Annotated in this window: 9 protein-coding genes; 8 read left to right on the plus strand and 1 reads right to left on the minus strand. The window is 35.5% G+C overall.

Annotation, left to right across the window (positions count from 1 at the left end):
• The first annotated feature begins 75 nt into the window (after positions 1 to 75).
• The 5 genes from ACFFGA_RS07940 (at position 76) to ACFFGA_RS07960 (ending at position 4,680) form a co-directional block, all read left to right on the plus strand.
• Positions 76 to 1,104, plus strand: a complete 1,029-nt coding sequence (locus ACFFGA_RS07940; RefSeq protein ID WP_386062173.1) for a glutaminyl-peptide cyclotransferase — start codon at positions 76 to 78, stop codon at positions 1,102 to 1,104.
• A 7-nt stretch (positions 1,105 to 1,111) separates the two neighbouring features.
• Positions 1,112 to 1,501 carry an acyl-CoA thioesterase gene (locus ACFFGA_RS07945; protein WP_386062176.1) on the plus strand — a complete coding sequence of 130 codons (390 nt, stop codon included), beginning with the start codon at positions 1,112 to 1,114 and terminating at the stop codon, positions 1,499 to 1,501.
• An 82-nt stretch (positions 1,502 to 1,583) separates the two neighbouring features.
• Complete coding sequence (locus ACFFGA_RS07950) at positions 1,584 to 2,348, plus strand: BamP family beta-assembly machinery protein (protein WP_386062179.1); 765 nt, start codon at positions 1,584 to 1,586, stop codon at positions 2,346 to 2,348.
• A 141-nt stretch (positions 2,349 to 2,489) separates the two neighbouring features.
• A complete protein-coding gene (locus ACFFGA_RS07955) occupies positions 2,490 to 4,064 on the plus strand; it encodes a right-handed parallel beta-helix repeat-containing protein (RefSeq protein ID WP_386062181.1) in 1,575 nt (524 codons plus the stop codon).
• A 34-nt stretch (positions 4,065 to 4,098) separates the two neighbouring features.
• On the plus strand, positions 4,099 to 4,680 hold the full coding sequence (locus ACFFGA_RS07960) for a hypothetical protein (protein ID WP_386062184.1): 582 nt from the start codon (positions 4,099 to 4,101) through the stop codon (positions 4,678 to 4,680).
• Between the two features lie 103 nt (positions 4,681 to 4,783).
• Here ACFFGA_RS07960 and glyA read toward each other — a convergent pair whose 3' ends face one another.
• Entirely contained in the window at positions 4,784 to 6,058 is a 1,275-nt protein-coding gene (gene glyA, locus ACFFGA_RS07965; protein WP_386062187.1) for a serine hydroxymethyltransferase, read from the minus strand.
• Between the two features lie 114 nt (positions 6,059 to 6,172).
• On the opposite strand from glyA, the gene fahA reads away from it, so the two are divergent.
• From fahA to ACFFGA_RS07980, 3 genes are all read left to right on the plus strand, one after another.
• Positions 6,173 to 7,465: a fumarylacetoacetase gene (gene fahA, locus ACFFGA_RS07970; protein WP_386062190.1), complete on the plus strand. Its 1,293-nt coding sequence runs from the start codon at positions 6,173 to 6,175 to the stop codon at positions 7,463 to 7,465.
• A 115-nt stretch (positions 7,466 to 7,580) separates the two neighbouring features.
• Positions 7,581 to 8,765 carry a hypothetical protein gene (locus tag ACFFGA_RS07975; RefSeq protein ID WP_386062193.1) on the plus strand — a complete coding sequence of 395 codons (1,185 nt, stop codon included), beginning with the start codon at positions 7,581 to 7,583 and terminating at the stop codon, positions 8,763 to 8,765.
• 304 nt (positions 8,766 to 9,069) lie between these two features.
• A complete protein-coding gene (locus ACFFGA_RS07980; protein ID WP_386062196.1) occupies positions 9,070 to 17,598 on the plus strand; it encodes a DUF8693 domain-containing protein in 8,529 nt (2,842 codons plus the stop codon).
• Positions 17,599 to 17,919 lie beyond the last annotated feature (321 nt).

Consider the following 17,919-nt stretch of genomic DNA (forward strand, 5'->3'; position numbering starts at 1 on the left):
AACCTTTTAATACTTTTGCAATGATTTTTAAACTGAATTTTATTTAATAACTTGCTAAAAAATATATCGGGCTTTATGCAATCATCTAAATATTTCATTCTCCTATACTTATGTGTTTTTTTAATGGGTTGTGGCGACACTAATTCTTCTAAACAAACTGGACTCAACATAAAAATTAAGTCAAAATCACTAATGTTAGGTGATACTTTAAAATTATCTATAGACAATCCAAAAAAACTGAATATCACTAGTGTTACATACCAACTCAATGGTAAGTCAATTGACGAAAATGTTGCCCTAAACGACATTACATTAGGAAAAAAAACCATTACAGCTACAGTAAATTATGACGACAAAACTGCAGCTCTCACAAAAGACGTTACCGTTTTTAATAATATTATTCCTTCCATATACACCTATGAGGTCGTTAACACCTACCCTCATGACATTACATCGTACACGCAAGGTTTAGAGTTTCATAATGGTGAATTGTACGAAAGCACAGGACAGTACAAAGAATCTAAACTTAGAAAGGTGAATTTTGAAACTGGTGAGGTTTTAAAGAATATCAATCTAGACGATAATTATTTTGGTGAAGGACTAACTATATTAAATGACAAAATTTACCAGCTGACCTGGAGAGCCCAAAGAGGTTTTGTCTATGACGTAAACTCATTTGAAAAATTAAGCACCTTTAACTATGGAAAAAGTAAAGAAGGTTGGGGAATTTGTAATAATGAAAACACCATTTATAAATCTGATGGCACAGAGAAAATATGGCTTTTAAACCCTGAAAACCTAACCGAACAAAGCCACATTGAAGTCTATACCGAAAAAGGAAAAATACCAAGTCTTAATGAGTTAGAATGGATAAACGGAAAGATTTTTGCTAATATTTATCAACGCAATGGTGTTGTTATTATTAATCCTAAAACAGGAGGTGTTGAAGGCGTTATTAATTTTGAGCCACTTAGAAAATTAGTAAAGCAACACGACGAGTTAGATGTACTTAATGGTATAGCTTATCATCCTGAGCGTCAAACCATTTTTGTTACTGGCAAAAATTGGGATAAGCTTTTTGAAGTAAAAATAAAGAAGCAGTAAATCAGCTTTGCAAACCTTCGAAAAAACCATAACCGTTACCAAAACTGATTTAGACCAACTCAATCATGTAAATAATGTACGCTATGTGCAATGGGTGCAGGATATTGCAGAATCGCATTGGTTAAAAAATGTCACTAAGGATATACTAGACAATTTTTTCTGGGTGCTCCTTAGCCATCATATTGAATACAAAAATCAAGCAGTTTTAGGTGATGTATTACAACTAAAAACCTATGTCTCCAAGTCCGAAGGTATAACCTCAACACGCTATGTAGAGATTACAAATAAAAATACTGGTAAAATTATCGTGGTTTCGGAAACCAAATGGTGTTTTATGAATGCTACAACAAAACGACCAACGCGCATAACTCCAGAAGTTTCAACACTTTTTGATTAACATTTCATTAGGTTAAAGTTTTTTTAATGTCTTAATGTGTTTCACTATAAAGTCTTTTCTTTAGGGTAACAATCAACTCAATATGCGGCATTTTTACCTTTGCTTTCTTTTAATAGGCTTCCACTCTATTGTAACATCACAAACATTAACTGGTAAAGTATATGATTCTAAATCCGTAGTTGAAGACATGAAAGTCCTCAATAAAACCCAAAACCGATTAAGCGTTACAGACCATGAAGGAAACTTTAGTATTGAAGCAAAGGTTAACGACACCATAGCTTTTAAATCAGTCTTTTATCATCCTAAAGAAATCGTGTTAACTCAAAATCATTTTGATGATATTAATGTTTTTGAAGTTGAAAAAATCATTAACGAATTAGATGAAATAGAAATTAAAGCAGAACCTGAACAACCTGTTTTTGAAGAAGAAACTTATAACGAAAACCTTCATAATCTAATAAAAGAAGATATAAAAAATAATCCTGGACTTTACCAGTCTGCCAATGCAACTTATGGTGTGGATTTTATTTACCTTATAGGACAAGTTGTTAAGCTTTTTAAACGAAAAAGACCTAAAACACTAGAATATACACCAATTACTTATACACAAATGGACTCATTGTTTACCAAAAGTTCATTTTTTAATAAGCGGCTCGTTACCGAAAATTTAAAAATTCCAGAAACTAACGTTAACTTGTTTTATGATTTTTGCACTGCAAAAGGCATTAGCTCAGAGTTACTAAAAGAAGAAAAGAGAATGGATTTACTAGAACATTTGGTGGTAAATAGTCAATTGTTTTTGATTCTGCTTGAAGAGTATGGTGAAAATAACGTTATTAAAGATTAAAACGCCTTTAGTAGCAAATTCACTCTTTATTTTTGAAAAACTATTTGTGTATTTGTAGCTGTTTTTCTCATAATAATAAGTCATTATAATAAATCCTAACTTCAAAAGTTATATTTTTAAGCCAAATTATATTTATCACTTATGAAGCGATTGCTATCATTTTTTATTTGTTTAGTTGTCTTAATGTTTTGGAGTTCTTGTCGTAAAGATTTTGATTTCTCTCCAAGCAAAGGAAATCTAAAATTTGCTAAAGACACGGTGTATTTAGATACTGTTTTTACCAACATAGGCTCTAGTACCTACAACCTAAAAGTATATAACCGAAGTGATGATGATATTGTAATTCCTACAATTCAATTAGAAAATGGAGTCGGTTCTTTTTACAGATTGAACGTTGATGGAAGCACAGGACTGGAAGGACCACAAGAAGGCAAGTTTTTTGAAGATGTCGAAATTTTGGCAAAGGATAGCTTGTTTATATTTATTGAAACTACGATTGATATAGAAACTCTTTCGGCATCAGATACACAATTTTTATATACAGATCGTATTCTATTTGATTCTGGCAACAACCAGCAAGATGTGGATTTAGTAACCTTGGTAAAGGATGCTGTTTTCATTTACCCAAATAGAGATGAAGACACAGGAATTATTGAAACGCTAACCTTCGATGTTGATGGAGATGGCACTGTAGATGAAACCACTTTGCAAGGCCGTTTTCTTGAAGATGATGAACTCACCTTCACTAACGAAAAACCTTATGTAATTTATGGGTATGCAGGTGTTGATACAGGAAAAACGTTAACTATGGAACCAGGTACACGTGTTCATTTTCACGCAGATTCCGGAATTATTGTTACCGATGGCGGAACACTAAACATTAACGGAGAACTTAGCACTGACCAAGACGTATTGGAAAACGAAGTTATACTAGAAGGTGATCGTTTAGAGCCCATTTTTACTGATGTACCAGGACAATGGGGAACCATTTGGTTATTCAACGGAAGTTTAAACAACACCATTAATTACGCCACTATAAAAAATGCTACTATAGGTATTTTATCTGAAGGCAATCAAGCAGCTGCAAACGATAAATTAACGATTACAAATTCGCAAATATACAACTCAAGTGGATTTGGTATTTTGGGAAGAGCTACATCAATTTCAGCAGAAAATGTAGTGGTTAACAATTCTGGGCAATCCTCATTTGCAGGAACTTTAGGCGGAAAATATAACTTTGTACATTGTACCATTGCCAATTATTGGAATAATAGTTTTAGACAATTTCCTGCCCTTCTTCTTAACGATTTTATACTAGACGAAAACGGAACTGCCATCACTAATGATTTAACTGAAGCCAACTTTACCAATTGTATTATTTATGGCAATGACAATCCTGAAATTTTATTAGAAGACGAAGGATCGGTTTTTAATTTTAAATTCACCAATTGCCTTATACGTTTCAATAACAGTAATCTTGAAGGGACAGGAAACTACATTTTTAATGACATTACATTCTACGAAGACAATGTCTTTAATCTAGATCCAGATTTTGAAGACCCTTTTGAAAACATGATGCGCATTGGTGCTGATTCTGGTGCTAATGGACTAGCTAATACAGACTTTAACTTTCTAAATGACATTTTAGGTGTATCTAGAAATGTTCCTGAACCAGATTCTGGTGCTTATGAGAGTGTTGTTTTTGATGAGGATTAAAAATCATTAAACTAATCAATCCTATAAGTATAAGATGAATAGAATTTTTATAATTCTTATTGCTCTTTTAGCAACAAATGAATTTCAAGGTCAGTCTATTAAACAACAATCAATTAATGCACAGATTGGATTTGCCGTAAGCTCACCGTATGAAAGTTCAGATGAAGTTGCTGGCACAGGATTCTTTCTTCAAGGTGAATATGTTATGAGAGTAGCTTCATGGCTAGAATTAAAACCTTATGCAGGTTTAGTATTAGCAAATGCTAATAATGAAGACTTGAATGGCTATCCTACTGATGAATTCGCTGAGTCAAGAGCTTTTCTTATTGGCGGAAAAGCAAGAGTGAGAGCACCTATACGCTGGGTAGCTCCATATATAGAGATTGGAATAGGTGCTTCTATAGGAAAGTTTGCTACACTAACTGATTTTACAACTATTGAAAAAAATGGACTGATTTACCATATACCTGTAGCTTTTGGGTTGGAATTAGGCAGAAACAATAATTTTGATTTAGGTTTTACCTTTTACGCCCAACCTTCAGTTGAACAGTCTGTAGGAGCATTCGCTATTGGAATATCATTCCCTTTAAAAACTAAAAAAAGCCCTTCAAACTAAATTGAAAGGCTTAAATTTTTATTATTTGTCATGCTGAACTTGTTTCAGCATCTTACTATTATTTAATCGAATCTTAAATAAATTCAGAATGACAGAGCATTCACTAGGAAACAAACAAAGGTCGTCCTCCCATTAAAGCATTCACTTTCTCGGCAACACCTTCTAATACGGTTTCATTTTCATGATTCATAAGCACTTCGTCAATTAAATCTACTACATAAGCCATATCATTCTCTTTTAAACCTCTTGTTGTAATAGCTGGTGTACCAACTCTAATACCAGAAGTTACAAATGGAGATTCTGTATCAAAAGGCACCATATTTTTATTCACCGTAATATCTGATTTTACCAAAGCATTCTCGGCATCTTTACCTGTTATGTTTTTATTTCTAAGGTCTATCAACATCATGTGGTTATCAGTACCTCCAGAGATTAAATTATAATCTTTTGCAACAAACGCTTTTGCCATAGCATCAGCATTATGTTTTACTTGCAACATATAGTGCATAAAATCATCAGTAAGTGCTTCTCCAAACGCAATTGCTTTAGCAGCAATAATATGTTCTAATGGCCCACCTTGGTTTCCAGGAAACACACCAGAATCTAATAAGCCAGACATTTTACGTAGCTTACCATTCTTTAATGTTATACCGAATGGATTATCAATATTTTCACCCATCATAATCATTCCACCTCTTGGACCTCTCAAAGTTTTGTGCGTTGTTGTAGTTACAACGTGGCAATGTGGCATTGGATCATTTAAAATTCCTTTTGCAATTAAACCAGCAGGATGCGAAATATCAGCCATTAACACAGCTCCGACACTATCAGCAACTTCTCTAAATTTAGCAAAATCAATATCACGAGAATAAGCAGAAGCACCAGCAATAATTAATTTTGGTTGTTCTTTTTGTGCTTGGTCAGCCAACATATCATAATCTATATAACCTGTGTCTTTCTTTACTCCATAAAATGTAGGACGGTATAATTTTCCTGAAAAATTAACAGGAGAACCATGTGTAAGATGTCCACCATGCGATAAGTCGAACCCAAGAATCGTATCTCCTGGCTTTAAACACGCATGAAAAACCGCTGTATTTGCCTGACTTCCAGAATGTGGCTGAACGTTGGCATACGCAGCACCAAAAAGTGTTTTTGCCCTATCTATTGCAATTTGCTCTACTTCATCTACAACTTCACAACCACCATAGTAGCGTTTACCAGGATAGCCTTCAGCATATTTGTTGGTTAATACAGATCCTGCAGCTTCCATAACTTGGTCACTTACAAAATTCTCAGAAGCAATAAGTTCTATTCCGTCAGTTTGGCGTTCTTTTTCTGCTTGTATGAGTTCAAAAATTTGTTCGTCGCGTTGCATAAATAAGGTCTTGTGTTAAATGAGCATCAAAAATACGAATTACATTAGTTTTAGTATTAAAAATTATGTAGGTTTGAATAGAAATTAATGAACATTTAATCAACAAACAGCATTATGCCTTTATCAGCCAATAATCCAAATAGAACATCGTGGTTATACGTCAATAAGTACTCTGATTTTCCTATTCAAAATATTCCATTTGGTGTTTTTTTAACCAGAGAAGATATTATTACCATAGGAACAAGAATTGGAGACACTGCTATAGATCTTGGTGCGCTACATCAATTAGGTTATTTTGATGGTATTCCATTAACAGATGATATTTTTCTTCAGGATACACTAAACGATTTTATTGCAGATGGTAGAAAAACATGGCGAGCAGTAAGAAATCGTATTGCAGAGATTTTTGATGCTAATAACGAAACATTAAAAAACAACACCAAACATAAAGAGATTGTTTGCTTTAGATTAGATGAAATAGAAATGCAAATGCCTGTGCTTGTTGGTGACTATACGGATTTTTATTCTAGTAAAGAACATGCTACAAATGTAGGTGCAATGTTTAGAGATCCAGACAATGCTTTGTTACCAAATTGGTTACACATACCTGTTGGTTACCATGGTCGTAGTTCTTCCATAATAACAACACACATTCCTATCCACAGACCACAAGGACAAACCTTACCAGAAGGAGCAAAAGCACCTGTTTTTGGACCAAGTAAATTAGTGGATTTTGAATTAGAAATGGCATTTATTACAACAGATGCTAATGACTTAGGAGAACCAATACCTGTTGAAGAAGCTGAAGAATACATCTTTGGTTTAGTAGTATTTAATGATTGGTCTGCGCGCGATATTCAAAAATGGGAGTACGTACCATTAGGTCCGTTTTTAGGAAAAAACTTTGCATCATCAATGTCTCCTTGGATTGTAACTTTAGATGCTTTAGAGCCATTTAGAGTTAGTAGTCCTAAACAAGACCCTAAGCCATTAGAATATTTACAAACAAAAGGTAAACACAGTTTTGATATTCATTTAGAGGCTGGCATTATTCCTAAAGGTGGTAAAGAAACTACGGTTTGTAAAACAAACTTTAAATATATGTATTGGAACATGGCGCAGCAATTAGCACACCATACGGTTAATGGTTGTCCTGTAAACTCTGGTGATATGATGGGTAGCGGAACCATTTCTGGTCCAACAGAAGATTCTTACGGTTCTATGTTAGAGTTAACCTGGAAAGGTACTAAACCCATTAAATTAAAAGATGGTACAGAACGTAAATTTATAAATGATTACGATACCGTGGTTATGCGAGGTTATTGCGAAAATGATGACGTACGTATTGGTTTTGGACAAGTAAAAACACAATTATTACCTGTTTTTAATCCTAAGAAAAAGAAGTAATATCTCTAAATATTATAGAAAAACTCGAAGCCTGAAATTAACTTTTAGACTTCGAGTTTTTTAGTTTGGCACAAAGATTGAAATTAATCTTTCATAACCTTTAAAACACAAGATTATGAAACGATTTTTACTATTTACAGTCCTAGTTTCGGTGCTCGTATCTTGTAGTGCCAAAAAACAAATTGAAAGTGCCATTAGTAATGGTAACTATGATGAAGCTATTTCTGATGCTTTAAGAAAATTAGAAAACAACAAAGACAAAAAACGTAAGCAAGACTATGTTGTAATGCTAGAAGATGCTTACTATAAAGTTTTAGAAGAAGATTTGCAGGATATTGCACATCTAAAAAAAGACGGTAATCCAGAGCAATTCAAAACCATCTATAATATTTATTTGGATTTAGAAGCAAGACAGAATGCTATAAAACGTGTTTTACCTTTAAAGATTAACGGAAAAACATTAAATCTAAAATTCAACGATTACAGTTCTGAAATTGTAGATTACAGATACAAAACATCTGATTATTTAATTGGTCAAGGCATTACGTTATTAGATTCTGAAGACAAATACAATGCACGTAAAGCCTACGATATCTTTAGCTATATAGAACGTATCAACCCAAATTTTGAAGAAACCAGAAGTTTAATGGATGAGGCTCGCCATAAAGGAACAGATTTTATTCATGTGGCTATAGTAAATGAAACCCATCAAATTATCCCTCAACAACTAGAGGCTGAATTAGTAGATTTCAATACTTATGGTTTAGACCAATTTTGGACAGTTTACCATGCCAATACAGACGAAACTATTGATTACGATTTTGCTATGGAATTGCAATTAAAGCGTATTAATGTTTCGCCAGAACGTATTAATGAGCGTCAGCTATTAAGGGAAAAGCAAATTGTTGATGGATGGGAATATCAGTTAGACAGAAACGGTAATGTTGTAAAGGACAGTTTGGGAAATGACATTAAAATTGATAAGATTATAAATGTAAAAGCACGTTTTTTTGAAGTATTACAAACCAAGTCCGTTCAAGTAATGGCAGACGTCGTTTACAAAGACTTAAAACAAAACCAAATTGTAGATTCATTTACAATAGATAGTGGCTTTACATTTGAAAACGTATTTGGTCATTTTAGAGGAGATAGAAGAGCACTAAACAGTAGTGATAATAATCTTTTAAGACAACGTCAAGTTCAGTTTCCAACAGATAATCAAATGGTGTATGATACTGGTGAAGATTTAAAGTTAAAACTAAAAAATATAATTAACTCTTATCGTGTAAGACGGAGTTAATTATTATAATCATCATGTTTAAAAAACCTCTCAAAATTGGGAGGTTTTTTTATAATTACAATTTACTTTCAAGCCAACCAAAAATACTGTAAACCAACTTATTAAACCGTCAAAACTATGCCGTATATCACCCAACGAGATAATAGTAGATTATATATGCGCTTTGACGATTTTATTCATCTAATTCTAAGCACAAATGTAAATTTGTCGACCCTATCTACTAATTTTTTTGCGGCAAAATTCTTGCTTGCAATGGTTTACGAGCTATAATTCCTTTAGTGATTAATAGTAATATCTATTTTTAATGAAAAACAAAGGCTTTAAGTCTATTTTTATAATTTTTGTTCTCCTACTTTTTAGGATAGCAAATGGGCAATCTGGTATATATGAGAGTTACTTAATTATCAATTCTGATTTGGATCCTCTTCCAAATGAGTATTATGACTTACAAGCTGAAACTGGAAATCCCGATTTTAATGGAGCTAATTTAGGGACATTTACCCAAAGTAATAGTTTAGTTTTAAATGGAGCTGAACAGAATGTCTATCAATGTGGTAATGACAACATTCTTAATGGCTGGCTTAATTATAGAATTTATGAACAAAGTGCAACTGCACCAGCCTATACATCTTCTTCAATATTGTTTGGGTTTAATAATGGCAATGCCAATCACGGAGTATGTACACCAGCACTTCAACAGCGTTGGGAATCTACAGCAGCTGGAATTGATGTTTTAAATGGATTACCCTCTGGAGAATATTATTTAGAAGTATATACTCATGCTGACGTTGACGATGATAGTGATAACATATTAGACTTTACGCATTATGCTAATGCAGGTGGAACTGATTACCGAGCATCATTTAGAGTTGACAATCCACCAATTGCTAACTGTCAAAACATAACTGTTCAGCTTGATGCTTCTGGTAATGCTACAATTGTTCCTGCCGATATAAATAATGGATCAACTGATGATTTTGATACACCATCACTAAGTATAGATATTAATACTTTTGACTGTACCGATATTGGAACACCTATAACAGTAACCTTAACAGTAGAAGACTCACTAGGTCAAACCGATACTTGTACTGCATTAGTTACGGTTGAAGACAACGTTGCACCAACTGCTATTTGCCAAGATATAACCGTTCAGCTTGATGCCCTTGGCAACGCTTCTATTGTTGCTGCTGATATTGATGGTGGCTCTACCGATAATTGTAGTTCTGTTACGCTTTCTGCATCACCAACCAGTTTTACTTGTGCTGATATTGGTGCCAACAACGTAACACTTACTGTTGATGATGGCAACGGACAAACCTCATCTTGTGTGGCTATCGTTACTGTTGAAGATAATGTTGCTCCAACTGCTAGTTGCCAAAATATAACCGTTCAGCTTGATGCTACTGGTAATGCTTCTATTGCTGCTGCGGATATTGATAATGGTTCTACTGATAATTGTGGTTCTGTATCACTTTCTGCATCACAAACCAGTTTTACATGTGCTGATATTGGTGCTAACAACGTGACACTTACTGTTGATGATGGTAATGGTCAAACTTCATCTTGTGTGGCTATCGTTACTGTTGAAGATAATGTTGCTCCAACTGCTAGTTGTCAAGATATAACCGTTCAACTTGATGCTTCGGGTAACGTTTCTATTTTTGCTGCGGATATTGATAATGGCTCTACTGATAATTGTGGTTCTGTTACGCTTTCTGCATCGCAAACCAGTTTTACTTGTGCGGATATTGGTGCTAACAACGTGACACTTACTGTTGATGATGGTAATGGTCAAACTTCATCTTGTGTGGCTGTGGTTACCGTTGAAGATAATGTTAATCCAACTGCTGTTTGCCAAGATATAACCGTTCAGCTTGATGCCCTTGGCAACGCTTCTATTGTTGCTGCTGATATTGATGGTGGCTCTACCGATAATTGTAGTTCTGTATCACTTTCTGCATCGCAAACCAGTTTTACTTGTGCTGATATTGGTGCTAAAAACGTGACACTGACTGTTGATGATGGCAATGGTCAAACTTCATCTTGCGTGGCTGTCGTTACTGTTGAAGATAATGTTGTGCCAACTGCTATTTGCCAAGACATAACCGTTCAGCTTGATGCTTCTGGTAATGCTTCTATTGTTGCTGCTGATATTGATAATGGCTCTACTGATAATTGTGGTTTTGTATCACTTTCTGCATCGCAAACCAGTTTTACTTGTGCAGATATTGGTGCCAACAACGTGACACTGACTGTTGATGATGGCAATGGGCAAACTTCATCTTGCGTGGCTGTCGTTACTGTTGAGGATAATGTTGCTCCAACTGCTATTTGCCAAGATATAACCGTTCAACTTGATGCTTCGGGTAACGTTTCTATTTTTGCTGCGGATATTGATGGTGGTTCTACTGATAATTGTGGCTCTGTATCACTTTCTGCATCACAAACCAATTTTACTTGTGCTGATATTGGCACTAATAATGTGACACTTACTGTTGATGATGGCAATGGGCAAACTTCATCTTGCGTGGCTGTGGTGATTGTTGAAGATAATATTGCACCAACTGTTAGTTGCCAAAGCATAACCATTCAGCTTGATGCCTTTGGTAATACCTCTATTGTTGCTGCGGATATTGATAATGGCTCTTCCGATAATTGTGGTTCTGTTACACTTTCTGCATCACAAACCAATTTTACTTGTGCTGATATTGGCGCCAACAACGTGACACTTACTGTTGATGATGGCAATGGTCAAACTTCAACCTGCGTAGCTGTGGTTACCGTTGAGGATAACGTTAGTCCAACTGCTATTTGCCAAGACATAACCGTTCAGCTTGATGCCTTTGGTAATGCTTCAATTGTTGCTGCGGATATTGATAATGGATCCTATGACAATTGTGGAATATCTTCAATAACATTAGATGAAACTACATTCAATTGTTCAGATCTTGGAGTTAATACCGTTACATTATTTGTGAGAGATACTTCAAATAATTTAACAACTTGTACGGCAAATGTTACGGTTACAGATCCTGCAGCAAGTGCTACCGTTAGTATTGTATCTGATGACAGTGATAATCTAATCTGTGATGGCGACAATCTAACCTTTACAGCAACTCCTACAGATGGCGGAGCATCTCCTATATATGAATGGTTTATAGATAATATTTCATACGGAACAAACAGTCCTACGTTTACACCAATAACTCCTTTAAGTGTTGGCACACATGATATATATGTAAGAATGCAATCGAGTTTATCTGCTTGCATCAACCCAAAACAAAGTAATACTATTACGGTAACTGTTCAATCCTTACCAAACGTAACCTCTCCTACTCAAATTTGTATTGGAGATACTGGAAATTTATTACCAAACAGCGGAGGAACTTGGATAAGTAATAACACGTCAATCGCAACGGTTGACAATACAGGATTAGTAACTTCCGTAGCAACTGGAAGTGTTACATTTACCTATACAGATAGTACAACCGGTTGTAGTAGCACAACAAATAATGTGACTATAAATGCTTTACCTGTAATTTCTAATCTTCCTACAGACAATGAACTATGCGTAAATGAAACACACACATTATCACCTACCACAGGTGGTACGTGGTCAAGTAGTGATACTGGAATTGCAACTATTACCAACTCTGGTGTTATTACTGGTATCAGTGATGGTTATGTTAATTTCACTTTTACTAATGCAACAACTGGATGTAGTAGAACATCTCCTTTTATTGAAGTACTGGAAATACCAGAAATTACTAATATAACAGCTTCACCAGATACCCTTTGTGCTGGTGACGACAGCATTTTAACAGCTACAATTGCTGGAGCAGGAGTAGGTTCAACAGATATCGTTCTTGTAAACTATAATTTTAATTCTGGTAGTGATTATAGCAGTTTAAATGGACAAGAAGCCATTGGCATTACAAGCTCCTTAACCAGTTCAAATATCCCTTTTGATCGTTCTCAAAGTGGTAGAACAGCAAACAATCCTCCTGCCTTTGCTCCTAACCTATTAGGACAAGCATTAAGACAAATTGATGATTGGCAAGATGGCTATGTTGACCCTAATAATGATCCAGGTGGTATGCCAGACGATGGAGATTGGACTTTTACCTTAGGTGGTGGATCACTGTCTAATTATCAAAATTTTGAAGTTTATTTTGATGCTAAACGTCAAGACGCAGCTGGATTGGACAAAACAATAGTTGTAGAATTTAGTACAGATAATGGTGCGACTTGGTCTTCGGCTGGTACACGAAGCTTACGAGCAGGAACAACATCATACAAAAGGTTTACGCAACCATTACCTGGTGTTACTAATCCTAATAATTTACAAATAAGATTAAGTATCGATGATGGTTCTACATACCTTTCTGGTATTGGTATTTATAGCAATGAAACGAATCCACATGTTCTATTGGATAACTTTCAAGTAAAAGCTTCAGTAGCTGGTCCAGGTTATACATATAATTGGTCTGTAGTATCTGGTGATACAGGGAGTTTACCTGCTTTTACAAACAGTCCTCAAATCACAGTTACACCTAATGTTACTACTGAATACGAAGTAACCGTAACCAGTCTTGAAGGCTGTCCTGCAACCGATACAGTAACGGTTAACGTAAATCCCACACCAGAAATATCATTTTCCACCAATTATTGTCCAAATGTTCCACATAATAATGAAGTAGAGATTACTGCTATATCTTCAATACCTGGAACGACCTTTCAATGGGTTATCACCTATCCAAATATTGGTGATCCTGATTACACACATGGTGGTCATGATAACACATCAGACACAGCTTACGTTGATACTGCAGGAACATATCAAGTTATTGCCACATCACCAAGTGGCTGTACGTCGTCTGCAACTATTAATATTGCTACTGAGCTTGTTGTTAATGGCAACTTTTCGCAAGGCAATATTGGTTTTACTTCAGATTATACCTACCATCCTGATATTGCTGGTAACACTGAACTAGTTAACGATTCAGGCACAAATGGTTATTCTATTTCAACCAATGGTAATGATGTAAATCCTTCTTTTTGGGGCAATGACCATACTGGAGATGCTGCAAGTAATTTTATGGTAGTCAATGGTCATGGCAATACACTTGTAGTATGGAGACAACAAGTAACCATTGAACCAAATACCGAATATTATTTTTCGGTTTGGGGAATGAGCTTAAATGACAATAGCCAAACGGCTCAATTAACTTTTAATATTGATGGAACCAATGTAGGCACTCCTGTAAGTTTACCCACACATCCTAACGATAATAATCCTGGCTCAGATAACTGGACACGTATTTATGGTACTTGGACATCACCTAATCTACCTGGACCACAAAACGTAAATATTGAAATAAGAAATTTAAACAGTTCTAGCGTTGGTGTTGATTTTGGTCTCGACGATATTTCATTCAGTACACTAGATCCATTCATTATATTAACATCACCTGATTATACTGACGACGAGCAAATAATCTGTCAGGATACAGCATTTGAAGATATCACCTACGCTGTTGGTGGTGCAAGTAATGGTGCTGATATTCAATGGTGGTTAGATGGTACACCTGTTGGTACAGGACCATATCCAAACAATACGTTACCGACTGGCATTCAAACAAATTTTAATGGAGAAATCTACCGTATTTCTGGTACACCAACACAATTTGGCACCTATACTTATACCATTTCTACAAGCAGTGCCTGTGGAACTCCAAAAACGGCATCAGGAACAATCGTAGTCAATGAAGCACCAACGGTAAGTATAACACAACCAGCTTCATTAACTGTATGTGAGGCAGATGGAACAATAAATTTAGAAGCCACTCTAGGCGGTAGTGCAATAGATGGTACATGGAGTATTGGTGGCACACCAATAACTACAACGACGGTTGGAAATATAGCTACTGCTACTTATACTATTGCAACTACGGGACCTGTAACATTTACGTTTACTTCAAACGATCCTAGTGGTCCTTGTGACCCAACGGTTGAAACACTAAGCATGGATATTTCTACATATATCACTGCCAATGCTGGAATCGATATCACACGTTCTAATTGCTCTAAAACAACAACGTCACTTGCTGCAAATAATGTTGCTGGACAATGGAGTGTCATTTCTGGGCAACCTGCCAACAGTTATTACTTTGCTGATGCAACAATGTACAATACGGATTTCACTGGTGAAAGTGGTGAAATTTATATTTTACAGTGGGAAGCCACTAACTCAGGTGCTTGTGCAAATGATGTTGATACAATGACTCTTGAAATACCAGATTGTAGAGACCGATTAATTTTTGATGGGTTTGATGACAGTATCTCTTTTGGTGATAATTACGGTTTAGACAGTGGTGCTTTTAGTATTGAAGCTTGGGTAAAACCTGATATTATAACTGGCACTCAAACGATTATCTCTAAAAGAAATAGTAATAACCTTAATTCTGGTTACGATTTAAGCCTGGTCAACAACAGACTTTATTTCCGTTGGAACAACCAAAGTATGTTCTCAACGCAAACCATGAACAACACAAAGTGGTATCATGTCGCTGTAACCTTTAACGGAACTAACACCTATAAACTTTACATTGATGGCTTTGCAATGCAAACCAATAGTAGTGGTTCTTCACCAAATTCAAACACTAACAAAGCTTTAATTGGCGCAATGGACACTACCAATGATTTAGCAATTAATTATTTTGATGGTGTTATTGATGAAGTTCGTTTTTGGAATACCGAATTATCCATCGATCAAATACGTGCTATGATGAATCAAGAAATTGAAGCTAATGGTGCAAATGTAAGAGGTGTAGTTGTTCCTATTGACATTACAGGAGGTTTACAATGGAATAGCTTAATCGGTTATTACCAAATGCTTACTGGTTCTCAAACCACTGTTGCCGATGGAAATCTTTATGATATTTCTACCGTTTCGCCTGTTATTGGTAAACTCAGTAAAATGACAGCCGAACAAATCGAAACCGCACCTATACCATACATTACAAACACTAATGGTGCTTGGGACACAGCAACCACATGGTTAAATGGCAGTTTACAACAATTACCTAACTCAACAGTAAATAGTATTAACGGTACAGCCCAAACATGGAATATCGTCATTTCGCAACACAATGTATCTTCAAATAGGCCAACACGCGTCGCTGGCTTACTGGTTGATTCCAACAAACTGTCTATTACCAATGACCAATTATTAACGGTAGATACGTATTTAAAAATTGATGGCACACTAGACCTAGTAGATCAATCGCAACTGCTACAACCTATGGGAAGTATTGTCGATTATTCCGGAGGTGGTAACCTAGAACGCGACCAACAAGGTACCTCTAACCTATTCAACTACAATTATTGGAGCGCACCTGTAAGTACAGATGGAGCATCATTTACTGTAGCTGGAGTATTATATGATGGCACAACAGCCTCAAATCCTCAGCCTGTAAACTGGACAAGCTCTTACAACGCTAATGCGCTAACAAATCCTATAACTATTAGTAGAAGATGGTTGTTTCTTTATGAAAATTATCCTGAAAATTCCTTTGCAGATTGGAATGAAATTGACGAAAACCAAAACATTCCAGTAGGTTTAGGCTATTCAATGAAAGGTAGTGGTAGCGGAACAGCAGACCAAAATTACACCTTTATTGGACAACCCAATAATGGCACAATTACATCACCTGTAACTGGTGGTTACCAAGCCCTTGTGGGTAATCCCTACCCTTCTGCCATAGATGCTAATGCTTTTATTAATGATAACAACACTGTACTTTCGGATGGTAGTTTATATTTCTGGGAACATGCTGCATCTAACAACTCGCACAATCTAAGCGCTTACGAAGGTGGTTATGCGGTGAGAAACATACTAACAGGTTTGCCAGCCGTTTCCCCTCCTCAAGTTAACGGCACCGGAAATGCTAACAAAATTCCTGGCAGGTATGTTCCTGTAGCGCAAGGGTTCTTTGTAACAGGTAATGCTACTGGTGGAAACATAGTATTTAGAAATAGCCAAAGGGCATTTGTAAAAGAACAAGGCTCTAACTCGGTATTTTTAAGACCTAATGCGGCTTCAACAGACGAAACCATTTCAGAGGAAGGTAATGAAACCGTTCAGTTAATTAGGCTCGATTTTATTAGTCCTGAAAATGCCGTGCGCCATTTAGCTATTGGTTTTACCAACGATGATAATGCTACAGAAGGTATTGACTATGGTTATGATGCCTTAAACCAAGATGCGTTTCCAAATGATATGTCCTTTAATATTGAAGGTGAAAAATTTGTAATACAAGGTGTAAACACTTTTGACGACACAAAAACCTATCCTTTAGACATTGATTTAGCAACTGCAGGACCAATAGAAATAGCATTACGTACGCTAGAAAACTTTGAAGACACTATAGACGTAATGATTTTTGATGCTCTAAACGGCAGCTATACAAGAATAAACGACTATAATTTCCAAATAAATCTCGAAGCCGGAAACTATAGCAATAGATTCTATTTAGTGTTTCAGGAAGACAGCGCACTTTCAACAGTAAAAGAAACGCTTGACCAAGTCATAGTACATTATCTACAAAACACCAATGAGATTTATGTTAGCCTTCCGCAGTCTATACAAATAGAGCAAATGACCTTAATTAATATCCTTGGGCAAACCGTTGTTACTTGGAATAGCAATGACCTACCAACAACCAATACGTTTAAAATCCCAGTTGAAAAGGTTTCTGAAGGCAGTTACATTCTAAAAGTAAAAACCGACAAAGGTTTTATAAACAAAAAGCTTATTGTTAAATATTAGTTGATCTAACGGTATAAAAGACACTAATAAAAAAAGCCTTTAGTATAAATTACTTGAGGCTTTTTTTGTGCTTTACGGATTTTTAAATAGTTAATTTCGTATTTAAACTCCTATTTTAGCAAATACAAACTGAATAGAAAGTCCATGAGGACTTTAGTAAGTAAGATAGAACTAGCAATTAATTTTATACGGTATTACCTGCTGGCTTTTTTTTTCCTATTCTAATTTTTGTTCTTCAGTCATTGTAATATTGACTATCGAAACGAATAAAGTAATAAAAACGATAATTTAACTTTCCCACCTAAACTCGCAAACCGGCTG

Origin of the sequence: Winogradskyella pulchriflava (genome assembly GCF_042434315.1) — a bacterium.
Taxonomy (GTDB): domain Bacteria; phylum Bacteroidota; class Bacteroidia; order Flavobacteriales; family Flavobacteriaceae; genus Winogradskyella; species Winogradskyella pulchriflava.

What these genes read in the sequence shown, in the direction of transcription:
- ACFFGA_RS07940 (WP_386062173.1), top strand. Translation starts at nt 76, where the DNA reads ATGCAATCATCTAAATATTTCATTCTCCTATACTTATGTGTTTTTTTA.
- ACFFGA_RS07950 (WP_386062179.1), top strand. Translation starts at nt 1,584, where the DNA reads ATGCGGCATTTTTACCTTTGCTTTCTTTTAATAGGCTTCCACTCTATT.
- ACFFGA_RS07955 (WP_386062181.1), top strand. Translation starts at nt 2,490, where the DNA reads ATGAAGCGATTGCTATCATTTTTTATTTGTTTAGTTGTCTTAATGTTT.
- ACFFGA_RS07960 (WP_386062184.1), top strand. Translation starts at nt 4,099, where the DNA reads ATGAATAGAATTTTTATAATTCTTATTGCTCTTTTAGCAACAAATGAA.
- glyA (WP_386062187.1), bottom strand. Translation starts at nt 6,058, where the DNA reads ATGCAACGCGACGAACAAATTTTTGAACTCATACAAGCAGAAAAAGAA.
- fahA (WP_386062190.1), top strand. Translation starts at nt 6,173, where the DNA reads ATGCCTTTATCAGCCAATAATCCAAATAGAACATCGTGGTTATACGTC.
- ACFFGA_RS07975 (WP_386062193.1), top strand. Translation starts at nt 7,581, where the DNA reads ATGAAACGATTTTTACTATTTACAGTCCTAGTTTCGGTGCTCGTATCT.
- ACFFGA_RS07980 (WP_386062196.1), top strand. Translation starts at nt 9,070, where the DNA reads ATGAAAAACAAAGGCTTTAAGTCTATTTTTATAATTTTTGTTCTCCTA.